This window comes from Streptomyces sp. NPDC026673, assembly GCF_040638135.1.
Lineage (GTDB): Bacteria > Actinomycetota > Actinomycetes > Streptomycetales > Streptomycetaceae > Actinacidiphila.
Window position 1 is genome coordinate 38,602 of record NZ_JBEZXR010000016.1, and the last position, 18,813, is coordinate 57,414.

14 protein-coding genes are annotated in these 18,813 nt (G+C 72.1%); 7 read left to right on the forward strand and 7 right to left on the reverse strand.

The window, feature by feature from the left end:
• Nucleotides 1-2 precede the first annotated feature (2 nt).
• A complete protein-coding gene (locus tag AB0F62_RS14290) occupies nucleotides 3-833 on the forward strand; it encodes a DUF3097 domain-containing protein (protein WP_361797136.1) in 831 nt (276 codons plus the stop codon).
• Between the two features lie 3 nt (nucleotides 834-836).
• Here AB0F62_RS14290 and hemW read toward each other — a convergent pair whose 3' ends face one another.
• Together hemW and AB0F62_RS14300 are read right to left on the reverse strand one after the other, a co-directional pair.
• Nucleotides 837-2,069, reverse strand: a complete 1,233-nt coding sequence (gene hemW, locus AB0F62_RS14295) for a radical SAM family heme chaperone HemW (protein ID WP_361797139.1) — start codon at nucleotides 2,067-2,069, stop codon at nucleotides 837-839.
• Nucleotides 2,070-3,114: 1,045 nt separating this feature from the next.
• Nucleotides 3,115-5,049: an ATP-binding SpoIIE family protein phosphatase gene (locus AB0F62_RS14300; protein WP_361797142.1), complete on the reverse strand. Its 1,935-nt coding sequence runs from the start codon at nucleotides 5,047-5,049 to the stop codon at nucleotides 3,115-3,117.
• Between the two features lie 239 nt (nucleotides 5,050-5,288).
• Between AB0F62_RS14300 and AB0F62_RS14305 the strand changes: the two genes are divergently transcribed.
• Entirely contained in the window at nucleotides 5,289-9,374 is a 4,086-nt protein-coding gene (locus tag AB0F62_RS14305) for a HAMP domain-containing protein (protein ID WP_361797318.1), read from the forward strand.
• Entirely contained in the window at nucleotides 9,371-9,970 is a 600-nt protein-coding gene (locus AB0F62_RS14310; RefSeq protein ID WP_361797145.1) for a response regulator, read from the forward strand. The genes AB0F62_RS14305 and AB0F62_RS14310 overlap by 4 nt, the downstream gene beginning before the upstream one ends.
• Before the next feature lie 7 nt (nucleotides 9,971-9,977).
• On the opposite strand, the gene AB0F62_RS14315 is transcribed toward AB0F62_RS14310, so the two are convergent.
• The 3 genes from AB0F62_RS14315 to lepA all read right to left on the reverse strand — a co-directional run bounded on the left by AB0F62_RS14315 (nucleotide 9,978) and on the right by lepA (nucleotide 14,402).
• A complete protein-coding gene (locus AB0F62_RS14315; RefSeq protein ID WP_361797148.1) occupies nucleotides 9,978-11,855 on the reverse strand; it encodes an AMP-dependent synthetase/ligase in 1,878 nt (625 codons plus the stop codon).
• Between the two features lie 236 nt (nucleotides 11,856-12,091).
• Entirely contained in the window at nucleotides 12,092-12,349 is a 258-nt protein-coding gene (locus AB0F62_RS14320; protein ID WP_361797151.1) for a hypothetical protein, read from the reverse strand.
• A 187-nt stretch (nucleotides 12,350-12,536) separates the two neighbouring features.
• Nucleotides 12,537-14,402 (reverse strand): translation elongation factor 4, encoded by a 1,866-nt coding sequence (lepA, locus tag AB0F62_RS14325; protein WP_361797154.1) that lies wholly within the window; start codon nucleotides 14,400-14,402, stop codon nucleotides 12,537-12,539.
• A 236-nt stretch (nucleotides 14,403-14,638) separates the two neighbouring features.
• Here lepA and rpsT point away from each other — a divergent pair, with 236 nt between their 5' ends.
• Nucleotides 14,639-14,905 carry a 30S ribosomal protein S20 gene (rpsT, locus tag AB0F62_RS14330; protein ID WP_361797156.1) on the forward strand — a complete coding sequence of 89 codons (267 nt, stop codon included), beginning with the start codon at nucleotides 14,639-14,641 and terminating at the stop codon, nucleotides 14,903-14,905.
• Nucleotides 14,906-15,089: 184 nt separating this feature from the next.
• On the opposite strand, the gene holA is transcribed toward rpsT, so the two are convergent.
• A complete protein-coding gene (gene holA / locus AB0F62_RS14335) occupies nucleotides 15,090-16,073 on the reverse strand; it encodes a DNA polymerase III subunit delta (protein WP_361797159.1) in 984 nt (327 codons plus the stop codon).
• A 40-nt stretch (nucleotides 16,074-16,113) separates the two neighbouring features.
• Between holA and AB0F62_RS14340 the strand changes: the two genes are divergently transcribed.
• Nucleotides 16,114-16,359, forward strand: a complete 246-nt coding sequence (locus AB0F62_RS14340) for a hypothetical protein (RefSeq protein WP_361797162.1) — start codon at nucleotides 16,114-16,116, stop codon at nucleotides 16,357-16,359.
• 3 nt (nucleotides 16,360-16,362) lie between these two features.
• Nucleotides 16,363-18,003: a hypothetical protein gene (locus AB0F62_RS14345; protein ID WP_361797165.1), complete on the forward strand. Its 1,641-nt coding sequence runs from the start codon at nucleotides 16,363-16,365 to the stop codon at nucleotides 18,001-18,003.
• Here the strand turns inward: AB0F62_RS14345 and AB0F62_RS14350 are convergent.
• Nucleotides 17,969-18,232 carry a GlsB/YeaQ/YmgE family stress response membrane protein gene (locus AB0F62_RS14350; RefSeq protein ID WP_361797168.1) on the reverse strand — a complete coding sequence of 88 codons (264 nt, stop codon included), beginning with the start codon at nucleotides 18,230-18,232 and terminating at the stop codon, nucleotides 17,969-17,971. The genes AB0F62_RS14345 and AB0F62_RS14350 overlap by 35 nt on opposite strands.
• A 182-nt stretch (nucleotides 18,233-18,414) precedes the next feature.
• Here AB0F62_RS14350 and AB0F62_RS14355 point away from each other — a divergent pair, with 182 nt between their 5' ends.
• Nucleotides 18,415-18,813, forward strand: a complete 399-nt coding sequence (locus AB0F62_RS14355; protein ID WP_361797171.1) for a RidA family protein — start codon at nucleotides 18,415-18,417, stop codon at nucleotides 18,811-18,813.

An 18,813-nucleotide genomic window follows, 5' to 3' on the forward strand; every position in this document is an offset into this window, starting at 1 on the left:
GCATGCGCAGCCGCAGCTACGACCCCGACCTCACCCCTCCCTGGAAACGGCCCGCCACGCCCGCCCCCGAGGTCGCGGCCGAGCGGGACCTGGTCGTGGAGGAGGTGTCCACCGGTTTCTGCGGCGCGGTCGTCCGCTGCGAGAAGACCGCCGAGGGCCCCACGGTCACCCTCGAGGACCGCTTCGGCAAGCACCGCGTGTTCCCGATGGCACCCCGTGGCTTCCTCCTGGAGGGCCGCGTCGTGACGCTCGTCCGCCCCTCCGCCGCCGCCCCTCCGGCGGGCCCCCGGCTGACCGCCTCCGGCTCCCTCGCCGTCCCCGGCGCCCGGGCCCGGGTCGCCCGGGCCGGGCGGATCTACGTCGAGGGCCGCCACGACGCGGAGCTCGTCGAACGGGTCTGGGGCGACGACCTGCGGGTCGAGGGCGTCGTCGTCGAGTACCTCGACGGCGTCGACGACCTCCCCGCCATCGTCGCCTCCTTCGCCCCCGGCCCGGACGCCCGCCTCGGCGTGCTCGTCGACCACCTCGTGCCGGGCAGCAAGGAGTCCCGTATCGCCGCCGAGGTCACCGGCGAGCACGTCCTGGTCGCCGGCCACCCCTACATCGACGTCTGGGAGGCCGTGAAGCCCGGCTCCCTCGGCATCCCCGCCTGGCCGTCCGTCCCGCGCGGCCAGGACTGGAAGACCGGCGTGTGCCGCGCCCTGGGCTGGCCGGAGAACACCGGCGCCGCCTGGCAGCGGATCCTGGGCTCCGTCCACTCCTACAAGGACCTGCAACCGGAGCTGCTGGGCCGGGTGGAGGAGCTGATCGACTTCGTCACGGCGCCGGGGTGAGCCTCAGTCGACCAGGTCCCTGACCACCGCGTCCGCGAGCAGGCGGCCGCGCAGGGTGAGGACCGCGCGGCCTTCACGGTAAGGACCGGGATCCAGGAGGCCATCCCTTACGGCGTGCTCCGCGGCCTCGGCGCCCGCCGGTGCGAGGACGTCCAGCGGGCAGCCGTCGGAGAGCCGCAGCTCCAGCAGGATGCGCTCCACCCGGCGGTCCTCGTCGGCCAGCACCTCGCGCCCCGCTCCGGGGCTGCGCCCCTCGGCGAGCGCCGCCGCGTACGCCGCCGGGTGCTTCACGTTCCACCACCGCACCCCGCCGACGTGGCTGTGCGCCCCCGGGCCGGCGCCCCACCAGTCCGCGCCGGTCCAGTACAGCTCGTTGTGGCGGCACCTGGCCGCCGTCGAGGTGGCCCAGTTCGACACCTCGTACCAGCCGAATCCGGCCCCCGCCAGTCGCTCCTCCGCGATCAGGTAGCGGTCGGCGTGCACGTCGTCGTCCGTCATCGGCACCTCGCCGCGCCGGATCCGGCGGGCCAGCTGCGTGCCCTCCTCCACGATCAGCGCGTACGCCGACACATGGTCCGGGCCCGCGCCGATCGCGGCGTCCAGCGACGCCCGCCAGTCGTCGTCCGACTCCCCGGGCGTGCCGTAGATCAGGTCCAGGTTAACGTGCTCGAACCCCGCCGCCCGGGCCTCCGCCACGCACTGCTCCGGGCGCCCGGGCGTGTGCCGCCGGTCCAGCACCTGCAGCACGTGCGGGCGGGCGCTCTGCATCCCGAACGAGATCCGGTTGTACCCCCCGGCCCGCAGTTCCCCCAGGTACGCGGGGTCCACGGACTCCGGGTTCGCCTCGGTGGTGACCTCGGCGCCCTCCGCCAGGCCGAACTCGTCGCGAATCGCCCCCAGCATGCGGACGAGGTCCGCGGCCGGCAGCAGGGTGGGGGTGCCGCCGCCGACGAACACCGTCTCGACGCGGCGGGGGTCGTCGCCGAGGACCTTGCGGGCCAGCCGGATCTCGTCGATCAGGGTGTCCGCGTAGTTCTCCCGCGAGGCGAGCACACCGCCGGTGCCGCGCAGCTCGGCGGCGGTGTAGGTGTTGAAGTCGCAGTAGCCGCAGCGGGTGGCGCAGTAGGGGACGTGGAGGTAGAAGCCCAGCGGGCGGGACTCCGCGCCGCGGAGGGCGGCGGGCGGGAGCGCCCCGTCCTCGGGCATGGGCTCGCCGTCGGGCAGTACGGATGGCATGCCCCCCATTGTCCGTCATCCCCCACGGGGGGCTGCGCCGCGGCGGGGGGTGCCCCTTGCGGCCCGTGCCTCGTCTGCGGCGCCGTTTGTGGTTGCGGTTGGGGTTTCTCCCCCACCCGCCCTCCCGATTGCCCGGCGCAGTCAGGCACCGCGCCGCTGCATGTGTGGGTGGGCCGGGTGCGGGGCCTCCGGGGCTGGGCATTCTGGACGCATATTTACGTGCGTGGCGGGCACCTGCTCTTCTCACCCCGGGTGCCGCACACAAATACGCCCAGTGTCCAGAACGCCCACCCCTACGACCCCGCCCCCTCCGTCTCGCTACGCGCCTGATCCCCGGAGGGGGGTCAAAGGGGGAACACCCCTCCGCCACGACAACGCGCCGGAACACCGGAACCCGGCACTCGCACTCACGATGGCTCGACATCTACGAGGCGGCGTGGACCGACGGCTCCACGCTCGCAGGCCACACCTGTCCACACTGCGAACGCGCCGATCTGAACCTGGTCTTCATGGGATCCATCTGGGGATGCCACAGAACCGAGACCGGCAAGTTCTGGAGCCGGGGCGCCGCAGAGCGCGAGAAGCCCGTGCCCAACTACACCCTTGTTCCGCCGGAGTAGGCCCTGTGCGATCCCTTCCCGCGGGCGCCGCGCTGCCCCGATGTGGCGGCGCGCTCAGGTCGGCGGAGGGGCCCCTTTCCGTCTCACCCCCTCCGGGGATCAGGCGCGCTACGAGACGGAGGGGACGGGGTCGTAGGGGTGGGCGTTCTGGACACTGGGCGTATTTGTGTGCGGCACCCGGGGCAAGGAGAGCAGGTGCCCGCCATGCACGTAAATATGCGTCCAGAATGCCCAGCCCCGGAGGCCCCGCACCCGGCCCACCCACACACGCGCGAGGCCCGCACCGACCGCGCCGGATGGGGGCACCCCCGGCCGAAGGCTGGGGGAGGGAGGGCGGGCGGGGGACAGCCCGCCGCAGGCGCAAACGACCCGCACACAACCACCGGCCTCAAGGGGCGACCCCCGCACACAACGGCGCCGCACCCTCATTGGGCCTGAAGCACGAGCAACGCGAGATCATCATCCGGCGGCGCCACGTCGTACTCGTGCACCGCCCGCCGGATCCGCTCCGCCACCCCCGCCGCCCCCAGCCCCGCGCAAGCCGCCAGCACGGCCGCCAGCCCGTCGTCGTCGTCGAACTGACGGCTCCCGTTGCGCCGCTCCGTCACCCCGTCGGTGACGCACAGCAGCGTGTCCCCCGGCGCCAGGCGGAACGATTCGCTGCGGTACCGCGCGTCGTCGGTGATCCCCAGCAGTATCTGCGGCGCCGCCGCGGGCCGCACCGTGCCCCCCACCGTGAGGAGCAGCGGCAGAGGGTGGCCGGCACTCGCCAGGGTGCACAGAGCACCACCGCCGCCCACGCCCGCCTCCACGTCACCCGCCGCGAAGCCCCCCTCCGGGAAGCCCCCCTCGGAGAGGCGCCCCTCGGAGAGGCCCCCCTCGGAGAGGCGTCCCTCGGAGAGGCGTCCCTCGGAGAGGCCCCCCTCCGGCACGATCTCCCCGTACAGCAGGGACAGGAACCGCGGCCCCGGGTCCCACCCCGGGCCGAGGGCGTCGCCGAGCGTGGCCGCCGCGGCCTCGTCCGCGAGCGCGCGGTTGAGGCGGTCGAGGACCTCCGCGACGCCGTACCCCTCACGCGCGAGGAGCCGCATGATGGGCCGGGCGAGACCGGTGACCGCGGCGGCCTCGGGCCCGTTGCCCTGGACGTCGCCGAGGGCGAAGCACCAGCGGCCCCCGCCGGCGGGGAAGAGGTCGTAGAAGTCTCCGCCGACGACGTCCGCGCGCGTCGGCTCGTAGACCACGGCCGTGTCGACGCCCGGCACGGCGCCGATCCCGGCGGGCAGCAGGCCGCGCTGCAGGACCCTGCTGATCATGGCCTGCCGCGCGTACTGGCGGGCGGTGCCGACCGCGAGCGCGACCCTCCGCGCGAAGTCCTCGATGAGGCCGATGACCTCGTCGGGGAAGCGCATCAGCCCGGTGCGCCCGAGGAGCAGGGTGCCGTGGCAGCGGCCGCCGGTGACCAGGGGGCAGGCGAGCGCCGCGCCGGCCGCGTCCGCGCCGTGGGCGGTCGCGGGCCACGGCCAGGGCACGGCGCCGGCGCGGGTGCCCGGGGGCGGCGGTTCCTTCTCCAGCACCATGCGGAGCCCGTCGATGCGGCTTTCCGCCGCGTGCCAGACACGGGCCAGCCGCGGCTCGGTGTTCTCGGGTCCGTCCCCGGACAGCCAGACGGCGCACCAGTCGGCGAGCCGGGGGACGAGCAGCTGCCCGGCGAGGGAGGCGATCATGTCCTCGTCGAGCTGTCCGGCGAGCAGGTCGGAGGCCTCGGCGAGAAAGGAGAGCGAGCCGCGGCTGATCCATTCGCTGTCGTGCCGCCGCAGGCCGCGGTGCGGCATGGGCGACAGGATCTCGGTCGCGCGCAGTCCGCGGAACAGGGCGCGGTCGGCCTCGGGGGCCGGCGGAAGGACGCCGCCGGGTTCGCGGTCCGCGGCCAGCCGGCACCAGATGGTCTTGCGGTCGCGCCGGTAGGTGATGCCCCACTCCTCGGAGAGCGCGGAGACGAGCTGCAGTCCGCGCCCGCCGTCGCGGCCCTCGCGGGCGAGTTCGGCCCGGTCCCGCACGACGCGGGTGGGGTGGTGGTCGGAGACCTCGACGACGAGACCGCCCTCCTCGTCCCCTCGCGGTCCCGCGCTCTCCAGCCGGCAGAGCAACTCGACCGTGGTGCCCGCGTGGATGACCGCGTTGGTGACGAGCTCGCTCACCAGGAGCACCGCGTCGTCCACGAGGTGGTCGCCGATGCTCTCGGCCGGCCATGGCTCCTCCGTGGTCCACTCGGCCAGGGCCGCGCGGACGAACTTCCGCGCCGCGCACGCCGCGAGCTGATTCCCCGGCAGGCTGGTCCGGGAAACGAACTCCCGTGGCATGGAATCTGGCCCCACTGTGCGGCTCCCGAGCAGATCCGGCATTGCGCCCTTAACGGCAGGTCCAGCGTGACAGACTGAGCGCGCTCATAAGCGCCGAGTCACCGAAGAAGGCCGTCATGGCTCTTAAATCGGCTGTTCCCGCCCCGAAAACAGCCGCTCCCGGCCGTCCGCGTGTCGTCGACCCGCCGCCGGACGGGGAGTGGATACGGGCGGCGGAGCTGCGGCCGCTGCTGACGGCGATGCGCTCGCTGTGCGACGGCGACTTCCGCGTACGGCTGGGCGACGGGGCGGACGGGGTGCTGGCCGAACTCGCCGGAACGTTCAACCGGATCGTCGCGCGGGAGCAGCACCTGTCCTCCGAACTGGCCCGGGTCAAGCGGGAGGTCGTACGCCGGGGCAGGCTGGACGAGCGGCTCGCGGAGAGCCCCGGGCAGGGCTCCTGGGCGATGAGCGTGCAGGCGGCGAACTCCCTGATCGACGCGCTGGTCATCCCGGCGGCGAACGCCACCCGCGTACTGGACGCCGTGGCGGGCGGCGACTTGACGCAGCGGGTGGATCTGCACGACGGCAGCCGGCCGCTCCGCGGGGACCTGCGCAGGCTCGGCCGGGCGGTCAACCGCATGGTGGACCAGCTGTCGCTGTTCACCGGGGAGGTGACCCGGGTCGCCCGCGAGGTCGGCACGGACGGCCGCCTGGGCGGTCGGGCCAAGGTGCGCGGGCTGTCGGGCAGTTGGCGGGACGTGACCGAGGCCGTCAACACGATGGCGGCCCGGCTGACCGCGCAGGTCCGTGACATCGCGCTGGTGACGACGGCGGTGGCGCGGGGCGACCTGACCCGCGAGGTGACGGTCGAGGCGACCGGTGAACTGCTGGAGCTCAAGCTCACCGTCAACACGATGGTGGGCCAGCTGTCGGCCTTCGCGGACGAGGTCACCCGCGTCGCCCGCGAGGTCGGCACCGAAGGACAGCTCGGCGGCCGCGCCCAGGTCCGCGGCGTCTCCGGGGTCTGGAAGGACCTCACCGACAACGTCAACTTCATGGCGTCCAACCTCACCTCCCAGGTCCGCAACATCGCCCAGGTGACGACGGCGGTCGCCAACGGCGACCTCTCGCAGAAGATCACCGTCGACGCGCAGGGTGAGATCCTCCAGCTGAAGTCGACGATCAACACGATGGTGGGCCAGCTGTCGGCCTTCGCGGACGAGGTCACCCGCGTCGCCCGCGAGGTCGGCACCGAAGGACAGCTCGGCGGCCGCGCCCAGGTCCGCGGCGTCTCCGGGGTCTGGAAGGACCTCACCGACAACGTCAACTTCATGGCCGACAACCTGACCTCCCAGGTCAGGAACATCGCCCAGGTCGCCACCGCCGTCGCCCAGGGAGACCTCGGGAAGACCATCACGGTGGAGGCCAAGGGGGAGATCCTGGAGCTCAAGTCGACCATCAACACCATGGTCGACCAGCTCTCCGCCTTCGCGGACGAGGTCACCCGCGTCGCCCGCGAGGTCGGCACCGAGGGCAACCTCGGCGGTCAGGCCCAGGTCCGCGGCGTCTCCGGAGTCTGGAAGGACCTCACCGACAACGTCAACTTCATGGCGTCCAACCTCACCTCCCAGGTCCGCAACATCGCCCAGGTGACGACGGCGGTCGCCAACGGCGACCTGTCGAAGAAGATCACCGTCGACGCCCGCGGCGAGATCCTGGAGCTGAAGGACACCATCAACACGATGGTCGACCAGCTGCGCGGCTTCGCGGACGAGGTGACCCGCGTGGCCCGCGAGGTCGGCACCGAGGGCCGGCTCGGCGGCCGCGCCCAGGTCCGCGGCGTCTCCGGAGTCTGGAAGGACCTCACCGACAACGTCAACTTCATGGCCGACAACCTGACCTCCCAGGTCAGGAACATCGCCCAGGTCGCCACCGCCGTCGCCCAGGGCGATCTGTCGAAGAAGATCGACGTGGACGCGCGCGGCGAGATCCTGGAGCTGAAGACGACCATCAACACCATGGTGGACACGTTGTCGTCCTTCTCCTCCGAGGTGACCCGGGTCGCCCGCGAGGTCGGCAGCGAGGGTCAGCTGGGCGGCCAGGCCCGCGTCGAGGGCGTGTACGGCACCTGGAAGCGCCTGACGACCGGCGTGAACGAGCTGGCGTCCAACCTCACCACCCAGGTGCGCGCCATCGCCGAGGTGGCCTCCGCCGTCGCCCAGGGCGACATGTCGCGCAGCATCGCCGTCGAGGCGCAGGGCGAGGTCGCCGAGCTGAAGAACGACATCAACCTGATGGTGGCCAACCTCCGCGAGACGACCCGCGCCAAGGACTGGCTGGAGTCCAACCTGGCACGGCTGGCCGGTCTGATGCAGGGGCACCGGGATCTGATGGAGGTCGCGGACCTCATCCTGCGCGAGCTGACCCCGCTGGTGAACGCCCAGTACGGGGCCTTCTTCCTCGCCGAGACCGACGCCGCGCGGGGCGGCGCCGCCCAGCTGCGCGCCCCGCGCGGCCTCGCCTTCATCGCGGGCTACGGATCGGCGCAGGGCGCCACCGTGGACACCCCGGGCATGCCCGGCCACGGTCTCGTACGGCAGGCGGCGATGGAGAAGAAGCGCATCCTGGTGGAGGAGGCGCCGCCCGACTACATCACGATCAACTCTGGCCTCGGCCGGGCCGCCCCGGCCAGCGTGGTGATCATCCCGATCCTCTTCGAGGACGAGTTGCTCGGCGTCATCGAACTGGCCTCCTTCTCCCGCTTCTCCGACGTCCACCTGGCGTTCTTCGACCAGTTCGTCACCACCATCGGCGTCGCGATCAACACGATCATCGCCAACTCGCGCACGGAGTCCCTGCTGTCGGAGTCCCAGCGGCTCGCCCAGCAGCTGCAGGAGCGCTCGGACGAGCTCCAGCGCCAGCAGGCCGAGCTGCAGCGCTCCAACGCCGAACTGGAGGAGAAGGCGGCCCTGCTGGCCACCTCCTCGCAGTACAAGTCCGAGTTCCTGGCCAACATGTCGCACGAGTTGCGCACCCCGCTCAACTCGCTGCTGATCCTGGCCCGGCTGCTCGCCGACAACCCCGACGGGCATCTGTCGGAGCAGGAGGTGCACTTCGCCACCACGATCCACCGCTCCGGCTCGGACCTGCTGCAACTGATCAACGACATCCTGGACCTGTCCAAGATCGAGGCCGGCCGGATGGACCTCCGCCCCAAGAAGCTGCCGCTGATCAAGCTGCTGGACTACGTGCACGCCACCTTCCGCCCGATCACCCTCGACCGCGGCCTGGTCTTCGACGTCACGGTCGGCGAGGACGTGCCGCGCGAGATGTACTCGGACGAGCAGCGGCTCCAGCAGGTGCTGCGCAACCTGCTCTCCAACGCGATCAAGTTCACCTCCCAGGGACGGGTGGAGCTGCGCGTGTCGCGCTGCGAGGGCGGCGACGACCGGATCGCCTTCGCCGTACGGGACACGGGCATAGGCATCGCCGGTGACAAACTCCCGGTGATCTTCGAGGCGTTCCAGCAGGCCGACGGCACCACCAACCGCAAGTACGGCGGCACCGGGCTGGGTCTGTCCATCAGCCGGGAGATCGCGGGGCTGCTCGGCGGCCGTATCGTCGCCGAGAGCGAGCCCGGCAGGGGCAGCACCTTCACGCTCTACGTCCCGGCGGTGTATCCGGGCCATGGCGGCGCGGGCGAGCCCGAGCCGCAGCACGCGCCGGCCGGCGGCCCTGGGGGCCCCGGGGAGGCCGGGGGCGGCCCCTCGCCCCTCCCGGCGGCGTACGAGGGGGACGGCAGGGCGCCCGGACCGCCCGGGCCGGGCGCGCAGGACGGTCATGACGGCACATGGCCCACCTCGAGCCGGATCGACGAGTGGCGCGACGGCCGGGCCGGCCGGGTCCTGTCCGGCAATCGCGTGCTGATCGTCGACGACGACATCCGCAACGTCTTCGCCCTCACCCACGTGCTGGGCCGGATCGGGATGCCCGTCCTGTACGCGGAGAACGGCCGCGAGGGCATCGAGGCACTGGAGCGGAACCCCGACATCGCCCTCGTGCTGATGGACATCATGATGCCGGAGATGGACGGGTACGAGACGATCGAGGCCGTCCGCCGCACCCCGCGCTTCGCCGAACTGCCGATCATCGCCCTCACGGCGAAGGCGATGCCGGGCGACCGCGAGCGTTCCATGGCCTGCGGCGCCAACGACTACGTGCCCAAACCCGTGGACGTGGACCGCCTGCTGCACGCGGCGCACCGGCTGCTCGACCCCGAGGCGGCGCGGGACGGCGAACGCCCGGGTACCGGCCCCGACGACCCCGCGAGGCCCGCGTCGTGAACCCCGGCACCACAGGGACGGTCGCCGGCTCCGCGGGCATCCTCCTCGTCGACGACATGGAGGACAACCTGGTCGCCCTGGAGGCCATCCTCGGCACGCTCAACCGGCCGCTGGTCCGCGCCCGTTCCGGTGAGGAGGCGATGAAGGCGCTGCTGCGCCAGGAGTTCGCGGTGGTGCTGCTCGACGTGCTGATGCCCGGCATGGACGGGTTCGAGACCGCCTCGAACATCAAGCGCCTCAACCAGACCAAGGACATCCCGATCATCTTCCTGACCGGGAACGACCTGGACACCACCTTCGCGTTCCGCGGCTACGCCACCGGCGCGGCGGACTACCTCACCAAGCCCTTCGACCCCTGGGTGCTGCGGGCCAAGGTGACGGTCTTCCTGGACCTGCACCACAAGACCCGCCAGTTGCGGGGCCTGCTGGAGCGCGACCGGGACCGGCTGGACGCCATCGAGCAGCGCCTGGCGGCCGTCGAGCGGCAACTCGCCGCCGACGGCCGGCCGGACGTCACCGCGCTCGCCCACCGCGTGGCCCGGCTGGAACGCGCGTTGCGCGGCGCGGACCTGCCGGGCCCCAGGGTGGGCGGCTGACGCGGGCTCAGCTCTCCCGCGTACCGGCGTACATGTCGTCGATCAGGTCCTTGAACTCACGCTCCACGACGGGCCGCTTGAGCTTCAGGCTCGGCGTGAGGTCGCCGTGCTCGACGTCCAGGTCGCGCGGGAGGATGCGGAAGGTCTTGATCTGCTGCCAGCGCTGCAGCTCCTCGTTGACCCGCCGCACGTAGCCGTCGATGAGGGCGCGCACCTGCTCGGAGCCGACGACCTCCGCGTAGCTCCGGCCCTCCAGGCCGTTCTCCTTCGCCCAGCCGAGGATGGTGGGCTCGTCGAGGGCGAACAGGGCGGTGCAGAAGTTGCGGTCGGCGCCGATCACCAGGATGTTGCTGATGAACGGACAGGCGGCCTTGAACTGGCCCTCGACCGCGGCCGGCGCGATGTACTTGCCGTTGGAGTTCTTGATGATGTCCTTCTTGCGGTCGGTGATCGTGAGGAAGCCGTCCGCGGAGAGCTCCCCGATGTCACCGGTGTGGAACCAGCCGTCCGGCTCGAGGACCTCGGCGGTCTTCTCGGGCAGCCCGTGGTAGCCCTGCATGATGCCGGGGCCGCGCAGCAGGATCTCCCCGTCCTCGGCGATCCGGACCTCCGTGCCGGGCAGCGGCTTGCCGACCGTGCCGGTGCGGTACGCCTCGCCGGGGTTGACGAAGCTGGCGGCGCTGGACTCGGTGAGGCCGTAGCCCTCCAGGATGTGGATGCCGGCGCCGGAGAAGAAGTAGCCGATCTCCGGCGCGAGCGCGGCCGAACCGGAGACGCAGGCGCGCAGCTTGCCGCCGAAGGCGTCGCGGAGCTTGGCGTACACCAGGCGGTCGGCGACGGCGTGCTTGGCGGCGAGCCCGAAGGGCGCGCTCGCGTTGCCGGTGCGGCGGCGGTTGTCCTGGGTGGCCTTGGCGTACTCGCGGGCGACCTCGGCGGCCCACTTGAAGATCCGGTACTTGGCCGCGCCGCCCGCGCGGGCCTTGGCGGCGACGCCGTTGTAGACCTTCTCGAAGATGCGCGGGACGGCGGCCATGTAGGTGGGCTGCACGATCGGCAGGTTCTCGATGATCTTGTCGACGCGGCCGTCGACGGCGGTCACATGGCCGATGGTGATGTGGCCGGCGGTGAGCACCTTGCCGAAGACGTGCGCCAGCGGCAGCCAGAGGTACTGGACGTCGTCCGCCTCCAGCAGTCCGTTCGCCTGGATGGCGCGGGCCATGTACGCCCAGCAGTCGTGCGGCAGCCGTACGCCCTTCGGACGGCCGGTGGTGCCGGAGGTGTAGATGAGGGTGGCCAGTTGGTCCTTGGTGATCTCCCCCACGGCCTTGCGGACCGCCTCGGGGTTCTTCTCCAGGTAGACCTTGCCGCGCTGCTCCAGCTGGGCCAGCGAGAGCGCCCAGCCGTCGTCCCCGAGGTCGGCGCCCTCGGTGTCGACGACCACGACGTGGGCCAGCTCGGAGAGCTCGGCCCGGCGCTCGACGGCCTTGGCCAGCTGCACGGCGTTCTCCGCGATCAGCACCCGGCTGCCGGAGTCGGCCAGGATGAAGGCCGTCTCGTCGGCGTTGGTGCTCGGATACACGGTGGTGGTCGCGGCTCCGGCACACAGGACGCCGAGGTCGGCGAGGATCCACTCGACCCGGGTGGCGGAGGCGATCGCCACCCGCTCCTCGGGACGCACACCCAGGTCCATCAGGCCCGCGGCGACGGCGTAGACCCGGTCGGCGGCCTGCTTCCAGGTGAGCGACCTCCATGAGTCCGGGCCGCCGTCGGCCGACGGCACCGGGTAGCGGTACGCCTCGGCATCGGGCGTCGCCTCGACGCGCTCCAGGAACAGGCTCGCCACAGAGGGCGGCCGGTTCTCGATCAAAGTCTGCGTGTCGGTCACGACAACCTCCGGGGGCCCGCCTCTTTGCTGGGTGACTCGTGAGTAACTACCGAGTGGTGATCAGAGTAGGGAATCGGCGCCCGCTTGGTAAGGGGCCGCGGCGACCGCGATGGAACCGTGACGACCGGATACGTGCCATATACACATGGTGGCGGGCCCACCCGGAATCCCGGGGAGCCCGCCTTCCGGCCACCGCTCCGGCCGCCCGTCGGCGGCGCCGCGGGGAGATGCGCCGTTCAGCCGCCGATGGGCAGACCACCGATCATGCCCTTGGTGCCCCCGGTCTTGCCCGCACCGCCGAGCAGCTCGTTCGTCTTCCCGGTGACCGCCTTGAGGCCGGTCTTGGCGACCTCGTCCTTGGCGTCCAGGATCTTCATCGGCCCGTTGCCGAGCGGGAGGGCCTCCCCGGCGAAGGCGGGGGACGCGGCGGCACCGGCGGCGCCCAGCGCGATCACGGAACCGGCGACGACGGCCGCGGCCTTCGAGTACTTCACTTCACATTCCCCTTCCACAGCGACGCCTTTCGCCGCTGTCACGATGAGTAACGTCGCGAACTCGCGACAGAAACCGCGAGGGCCGGGGTTTTTGCCAATCACCCGAATGCCGGACCGCTCATACGAAGGGGCGCCTGCCCGGTAATCGGACAAGCGCCCTTCTGTTGCGGCGTGCCGCCGCGTGGACCTACTTCTTCTTGGCCACGGCGTCGTCGCTGGAGAGCACCGCGATGAAGGCTTCCTGCGGCACCTCCACGGAGCCGACCATCTTCATCCGCTTCTTGCCCTCCTTCTGCTTCTCCAGCAGCTTCCGCTTGCGGGAGATGTCACCGCCGTAGCACTTGGCGAGGACGTCCTTGCGGATGGCGCGGATGGTCTCGCGGGCGATCACCCGCGAACCGATGGCGGCCTGGACCGGCACCTCGAAGCTCTGCCGCGGGATGAGCTCGCGCAGCTTGGCCACCAGGCGCACGCCGTAGGCGTAGGCGTTGTCCTTGTGCGTGATGGCGGAGAAGGCGTCGACCTTGTCGCCGTGCAGCAGGATGTCCACCTTGACCAGGCTGGAGGCCTGCTCGCCGGTGGGCTCGTAGTCGAGCGAGGCGTAGCCGCGGGTCTTGGACTTCAGCTGGTCGAAGAAGTCGAAGACGATCTCGGCGAGCGGGAGGGTGTAGCGGATCTCCACCCGGTCCTCGGAGAGGTAGTCCATGCCGAGCAGGGAGCCGCGCCGGGTCTGGCAGAGCTCCATGATCGCGCCGATGAACTCCGTGGGCGCCAGGATCGTCGCCCGCACCACCGGCTCGTAGACCTCGGCGATCTTGCCCTCGGGGAACTCGCTGGGGTTGGTGACGATGTGTTCGGCACCGTCCTCCATGACCACGCGGTAGACCACGTTCGGGGCGGTGGCGATCAGGTCGAGGCCGAACTCGCGCTCCAGGCGCTCGCGGATCACGTCCAGGTGCAGCAGCCCGAGGAAGCCCACGCGGAAACCGAAGCCGAGGGCCGCGGAGGTCTCCGGCTCGTAGACCAGGGCGGCGTCGTTGAGCTGCAGCTTGTCCAGCGCGTCGCGCAGCTCCGGGTAGTCCGAGCCGTCCAGCGGGTACAGGCCCGAGAACACCATCGGCTTGGGGTCCTTGTAGCCGCCCAGGGCCTCGGTGGCGCCCTTGGTCTGCTGGGTGATCGTGTCACCCACCTTGGACTGGCGGACGTCCTTCACACCCGTGATCAGATAGCCCACCTCGCCGACGCCGAGGCCGTCGGCCGGCAGCATCTCGGGCGAGTTGGTGCCGATCTCCAGCAGCTCGTGGGTCGCGCCGGTGGACATCATCCTGATGCGCTCGCGCTTGCTGAGCTGACCGTCGACGACCCGGACGTAGGTGACGACACCGCGGTAGGAGTCGTAGACCGAGTCGAAGATCATCGCGCGGGCGGGCGCGTCGGCGACGCCGACCGGCGCCGGAACGGTCTCCACGACGCGGTCCAGCAGCGCCTCGACGCCGAGGCCGGTCTTGGCCGAGACCTTCAGCACGTCGGAGGGGTCGCAGCCGATGAGGTTGGCCAGCTCCTCGGAGAACTTCTCGGGCTGCGCGGCCGGCAGGTCGATCTTGTTCAGCACCGGGACGATGGTGAGGTCGTTCTCCATCGCCAGGTAGAGGTTGGCCAGCGTCTGCGCCTCGATGCCCTGGGCGGCGTCCACCAGCAGGACCGTGCCCTCGCAGGCCGCGAGCGACCGGGAGACCTCGTAGGTGAAGTCCACGTGCCCCGGGGTGTCGATCATGTTCAGGATGTGGGTCTTCCCCTGACCGGCGCCCTCGGTGGGCGCCCAGGGCAGACGGACCGCCTGGGACTTGATCGTGATGCCGCGCTCGCGCTCGATGTCCATCCGGTCGAGGTATTGGGCGCGCATCTGCCGCTGATCCACCACACCGGTGAGCTGGAGCATCCGGTCGGCAAGGGTCGACTTGCCGTGGTCGATGTGCGCGATGATGCAGAAATTGCGGATCAGCGCCGGGTCGGTACGGCTCGGCTCCGGCACGTTCGAAGGGGTCGCGGGCACGCAGGGTCCTGTCTCTTGAGGCGCCTGTCGCCTCTGGTCGGATCGATACGTATGGCTCCCATAGTCCCATGGCCGGGACCCACGGCCATGCCGGGCGGCCCGGGAAGGGCCGGGCGGAGCGCCGCGGGCCGCCGGTTTGGGCGGCGTGGCGGCCGACTGCTAACCTGGGCAGTCGCGCCTCGTGCCCTCTACCCGAGGTGCGGACTCCATCAGACCAAACCTGAAAAGGCTCTTTCGTGGCGAACATCAAGTCCCAGATCAAGCGCAACAAGACCAACGAGAAGGCGCGCCTGCGCAACAAGGCCGTCAAGTCCGAGCTGAAGACCGCCATCCGCCGTACCCGTGAGGCCGTGGCCACCGGTGACGTCGCGAAGGCCACCGAGGCCGCGCGCCTCGCCTCCAAGAAGCTCGACAAGGCCGTGAGCAAGGGCGTCATCCACAAGAACCAGGCCGCCAACAAGAAGTCGGCGCTGGCTCTCAAGGTCGCCGCCCTCCAGGGCTGAGTCTTCCAGCGGTACCAGCAGTACCCGTCGGCGAGGACACAGCGGTCCCTCTCACCCGCTCCTCCACCGGCACCCTTGATGTTCCGGCCGCACGCGGCCTGCGTTCGCCACGCGGGTGCGGCCTCCGAAGGGCCCCGTACCTCCCCGGTACGGGGCCCTTCGCGTATGAGCGGCGGGCGCGGGGTCAGCGGGAGCGGGCCGCGCGGGCGACCGCCACGACCGCCTTCTCCAGGGCGTAGGCGGGGTCCGCGCCACCGCCCTTGACCGCGGCGTCGGCCTCGGCGACCGCGCGCAGGGCGGCGGAGACACCGTCGCCCGACCAGCCGCGCATCTGCTGCCGTACGCGGTCGATCTTCCACGGCGGCATGCCCAGCTCCCGCGCCAGATCCGCGGGGCGTGCCCCGCGCGGGGCGGAGGCCAGCTTGCCGATCGCGCGTACGCCCGAGGCGAGCGCGAAGGTGATGCCGGGCAGCGGCTGGCCGACCGCGATGGCCCAGCGCAGCCGCTCCAGCGCCTCGGCGGCACGGCCGGTCACCGCGAGGTCGGCGACCTCGAAGCCGGTGGCCTCGGCACGGCCGGTGTAGTAGCGGGCGACCACGGCCGCGTCGATCGCGCCCTCCACGTCCGCGGCGAGCTGGGCGCAGGCGCTCGCGAGCTCCCGCAGGTCACTGCCGATCGAGTCCACCAGGGCCTGACATGCCTCGGGGGTCGCGGACCGGCCCAGCGTGCGGAACTCCTGGCGGACGAAGGCCAGCCGGTCCGCGGGCTTGGTCATCTTCGGGCAGGCCACCTCGCGCGCCCCGGCCTTGCGTGCCGCGTCCAGCAGGCCCTTGCCCTTGGCGCCGCCCGCGTGCAGCAGGACCAGCGTGATCTCCTCGACGGGGGCGTCGAGATAGCCCTTCACGTCCTTGATCGTGTCGGCGGACAGATCCTGCGCGTTCCGTACGACGACGACCTTGCGCTCCGAGAACAGGGACGGGCTGGTGAGCTCCGCGAGCGTGCCCGGCTGGAGCGCCTCCGGGGTGAGATCGCGCACATCGGTGTCCTCGTCGGCGGCCCGCGCCGCCTGCACGACCTCCCGAACGGCGCGGTCGAGGAGCAGGTCCTCCTGCCCCACCGCGAGCGTCACGGGGGCGAGCGGGCTGTCTGTCGTACTGTTCCTGGCCATCGCCGTCCAGCATCCCACGCGGGTCCGACACAATGTTCCGGTGACCGACGTACGCCATGTGCTCGTCCTCCCCGACCGCGATGCCGCCGAGGACGCCGCCGACGAAGCCGCCGAGCGCTTCGACCTGCCCACCCGCCCCCTGCTCCTCCGCGACGCCCTCGCGGGAGAGGACGACGCCGAGGACGCCCAGTGGCTCGTCGTCATAGACGACGACGAGGAGGAGCTGGACCCCGCCGCGCTCAACGACCTGGCGGAGGAGTTCGAGGGCTGGCTGGAGGAGGACTAGGCCGTGCCGCTGCGCGTTCCGGCCCAGCGCCGTCGCTCGCAGGAGCCGGGAGCGGAACGTCCCGAGGCGGCCGGGGCGCTTCCGGCCGCCGCCTTCAACCGGCGGGTGCATCTCCTGGTGGAGGCCGTCGACCAGCCCGACGAGCTCGCCCTCGCGCAGGGGCTGATGGAGGCCCGGGGCTGGACGGTGCGCCGCGCGGGCCGTGAGGACGCCCCGGCCACCGCGGGCCGGAACCGCGTCGCGCTCATCGTCGAGGTACGGCTCAACGGCTCCCGCCGGCGGGCCGAGAAGGCGGCCTGCGGCGCCGTCGAACGCCTTGCCAGGACCCATCAGCTCGGCCTGTGGGTCCGCGACGCGGCCCTCCTGGTCCGGCCGGAGGACGGCCCGCGGACCGAGTACCGCGTGATCCGCCGCCCCGGCGGCGGCACCTCCTGGCGCGACCGGCTCGCCCGGTGGTCGGCCGCCTGCGGAGGCCGCGACACGCACCGGCTGCTGCGGCTGCCGAACGGGCTCACCCGGGAGGCGATCGAGCGGGAACTGGCGGAACGCCCCCTGGGCGGGGGCGGATTCACCCCCGACGCGTACGAACTGCGCCCCGCCCCGCCCGAGACGGAGCAGGAGGCGGCCGCCCGGACCAGCCGTACCGCGTCCCGGGTGCGGGCGCTGCCCGGCGCGGTCGGCCTCGTCGCCGTCGTGGCGAGCGGCTTTCTGCTGCCCGGGCTGTCGGGCGCCGCGGCCGCCGCGGCCGTCCTGGTCGTCGTGCTCGCCTGGCCGGCGGTTGCGCGGGCACCCTGGCAGCCGTCGCCCGAGCCCGCCGTCCGTGTCGCCGCGGGCGCGGCACTGGTCGCCGGAGCGCTGCTGCTGGGCCGTACGGCCTCCCCCTGGCACTCCTCGGGCGGGGCGGGCGCGTGGGGCCCTTCGGGCGTGGAACTCCTCTGGTGGCTCCCGGCGTTGTCGGCCTTCTGCGCGCCGGGGGTGTACTTCGCCCTGCGCGACTCGTGGTTCTCGCGGAACGCGGTCTGGCTGGTGCCGCTCGCCCTGCCCGTGGGGTGGTCCCTGGTCAGCTGGCTCGGCCGGCTCATGCAGTCGTTCTACCTCGACCGGTTCGGCATCCCGTCCGGCTCGGTCCGCTCCGCCGAGGGCCTGGGGCAGTACGCGGCCGCCGCCGAACCGCTGGGCCTCGCCCTGGCGTTCGTGCTGTTCGTCACCGCGGTGACGGGCTGGCTGCGGCACCTGCACGTCGCCAAGGGCGACAACCGCCTCGCCCTGGTCGCCGTCGCGGTGCTGCTCTCCGCCGGCTTCGCGGTCACCTCGCTCGCGGTCGGCGTCCGCACGGCGGACTCGGCCGCCCGGGACACGGCCTCCGACGCCCGGTGGGGTCGGGCCCCGCACACGTACTTCGGGCTGCGGGGCGCCCTCATGTGCGTCGCGCCCGTCGGCGAGGGTCCCATCCCCGTCGAGAACGGCCCGGTGCCGGACGGCCGCGCCGTCCTGTCCTTCGGGGCCTCCGGGGACTGGATCTGGCTGTGGGACCCGCGGCGTTCGCAGGCCCTGTCCGTACGCCGCGAGGACGTACGGCTGCTGCCCGCGCCCGCGGCCGGGCCCGCGGTCAGCGGGAGTCGCCGAACAGGATGCGGTAGATGATCAGGAGGACGAGCGCGCCTCCTATGGCCGCGCCCCACGTGGGCAGGTCGTAGAAGTCCTTGGTGATGGGATGGTCGAGGAACTTCGCCGAGATCCAGCCGCCGACCACGGCGCCCGCGATGCCGATCAGGGTCGTCCCGACCAGTCCGCCCGGGTCCTTGCCGGGGAGCAGTATCTTCGCGACGGCGCCCGCGAGGAGCCCCAGTACGATCCAGCCGATGATGGTCATGCCGTCAACCTGCCACGGCCTCCCGCCCTTCATGCCCGCCGAGACGGAGCCATGGGCAAGCCGTGACACGGCGGTTGCACTTCTCGGGGGACTCCCGGCTCGCGGGACCGCAAAAACCGGATGACGCCCTCGTCGTGCTTGTGCACGATCGCCGGGTCAGCCGGTTCGAGCCAGGAGGCCCCGTGGTGCACCGCACGATCGTCCCGACCCTGTTCCCCCCGCCCGGTTACGCGCACGCCGCGGTCGTCGAGGCCGGACAGCGGCTCGCCTTCATGGCGGGTTCCGTGCCGTTGGACGCCGAGGGCGCCCTGGTGGGGCCCGGTGATCCGGTCGCGCAGGCACGGCAGGTGATCGCCAATCTCGACGAGGCCCTGCGGGCCGTGGGCAGCGGCCTGGAGCATGTGGTCGCCGACACCGTGTACGTCGTCGGGTCGGACCCCGCCGAACTCTCCCGGGTCTGGGAGGTCGTCCGGGCCTCGGGGCTGGGCGGCGGGCCCCACACGTCGACGCTGCTCGGGGTCGGCTGCCTCGGCTACACCGGGCAGTTGGTGGAGATCACGGCGACGGCGGTGGTGCCGTGA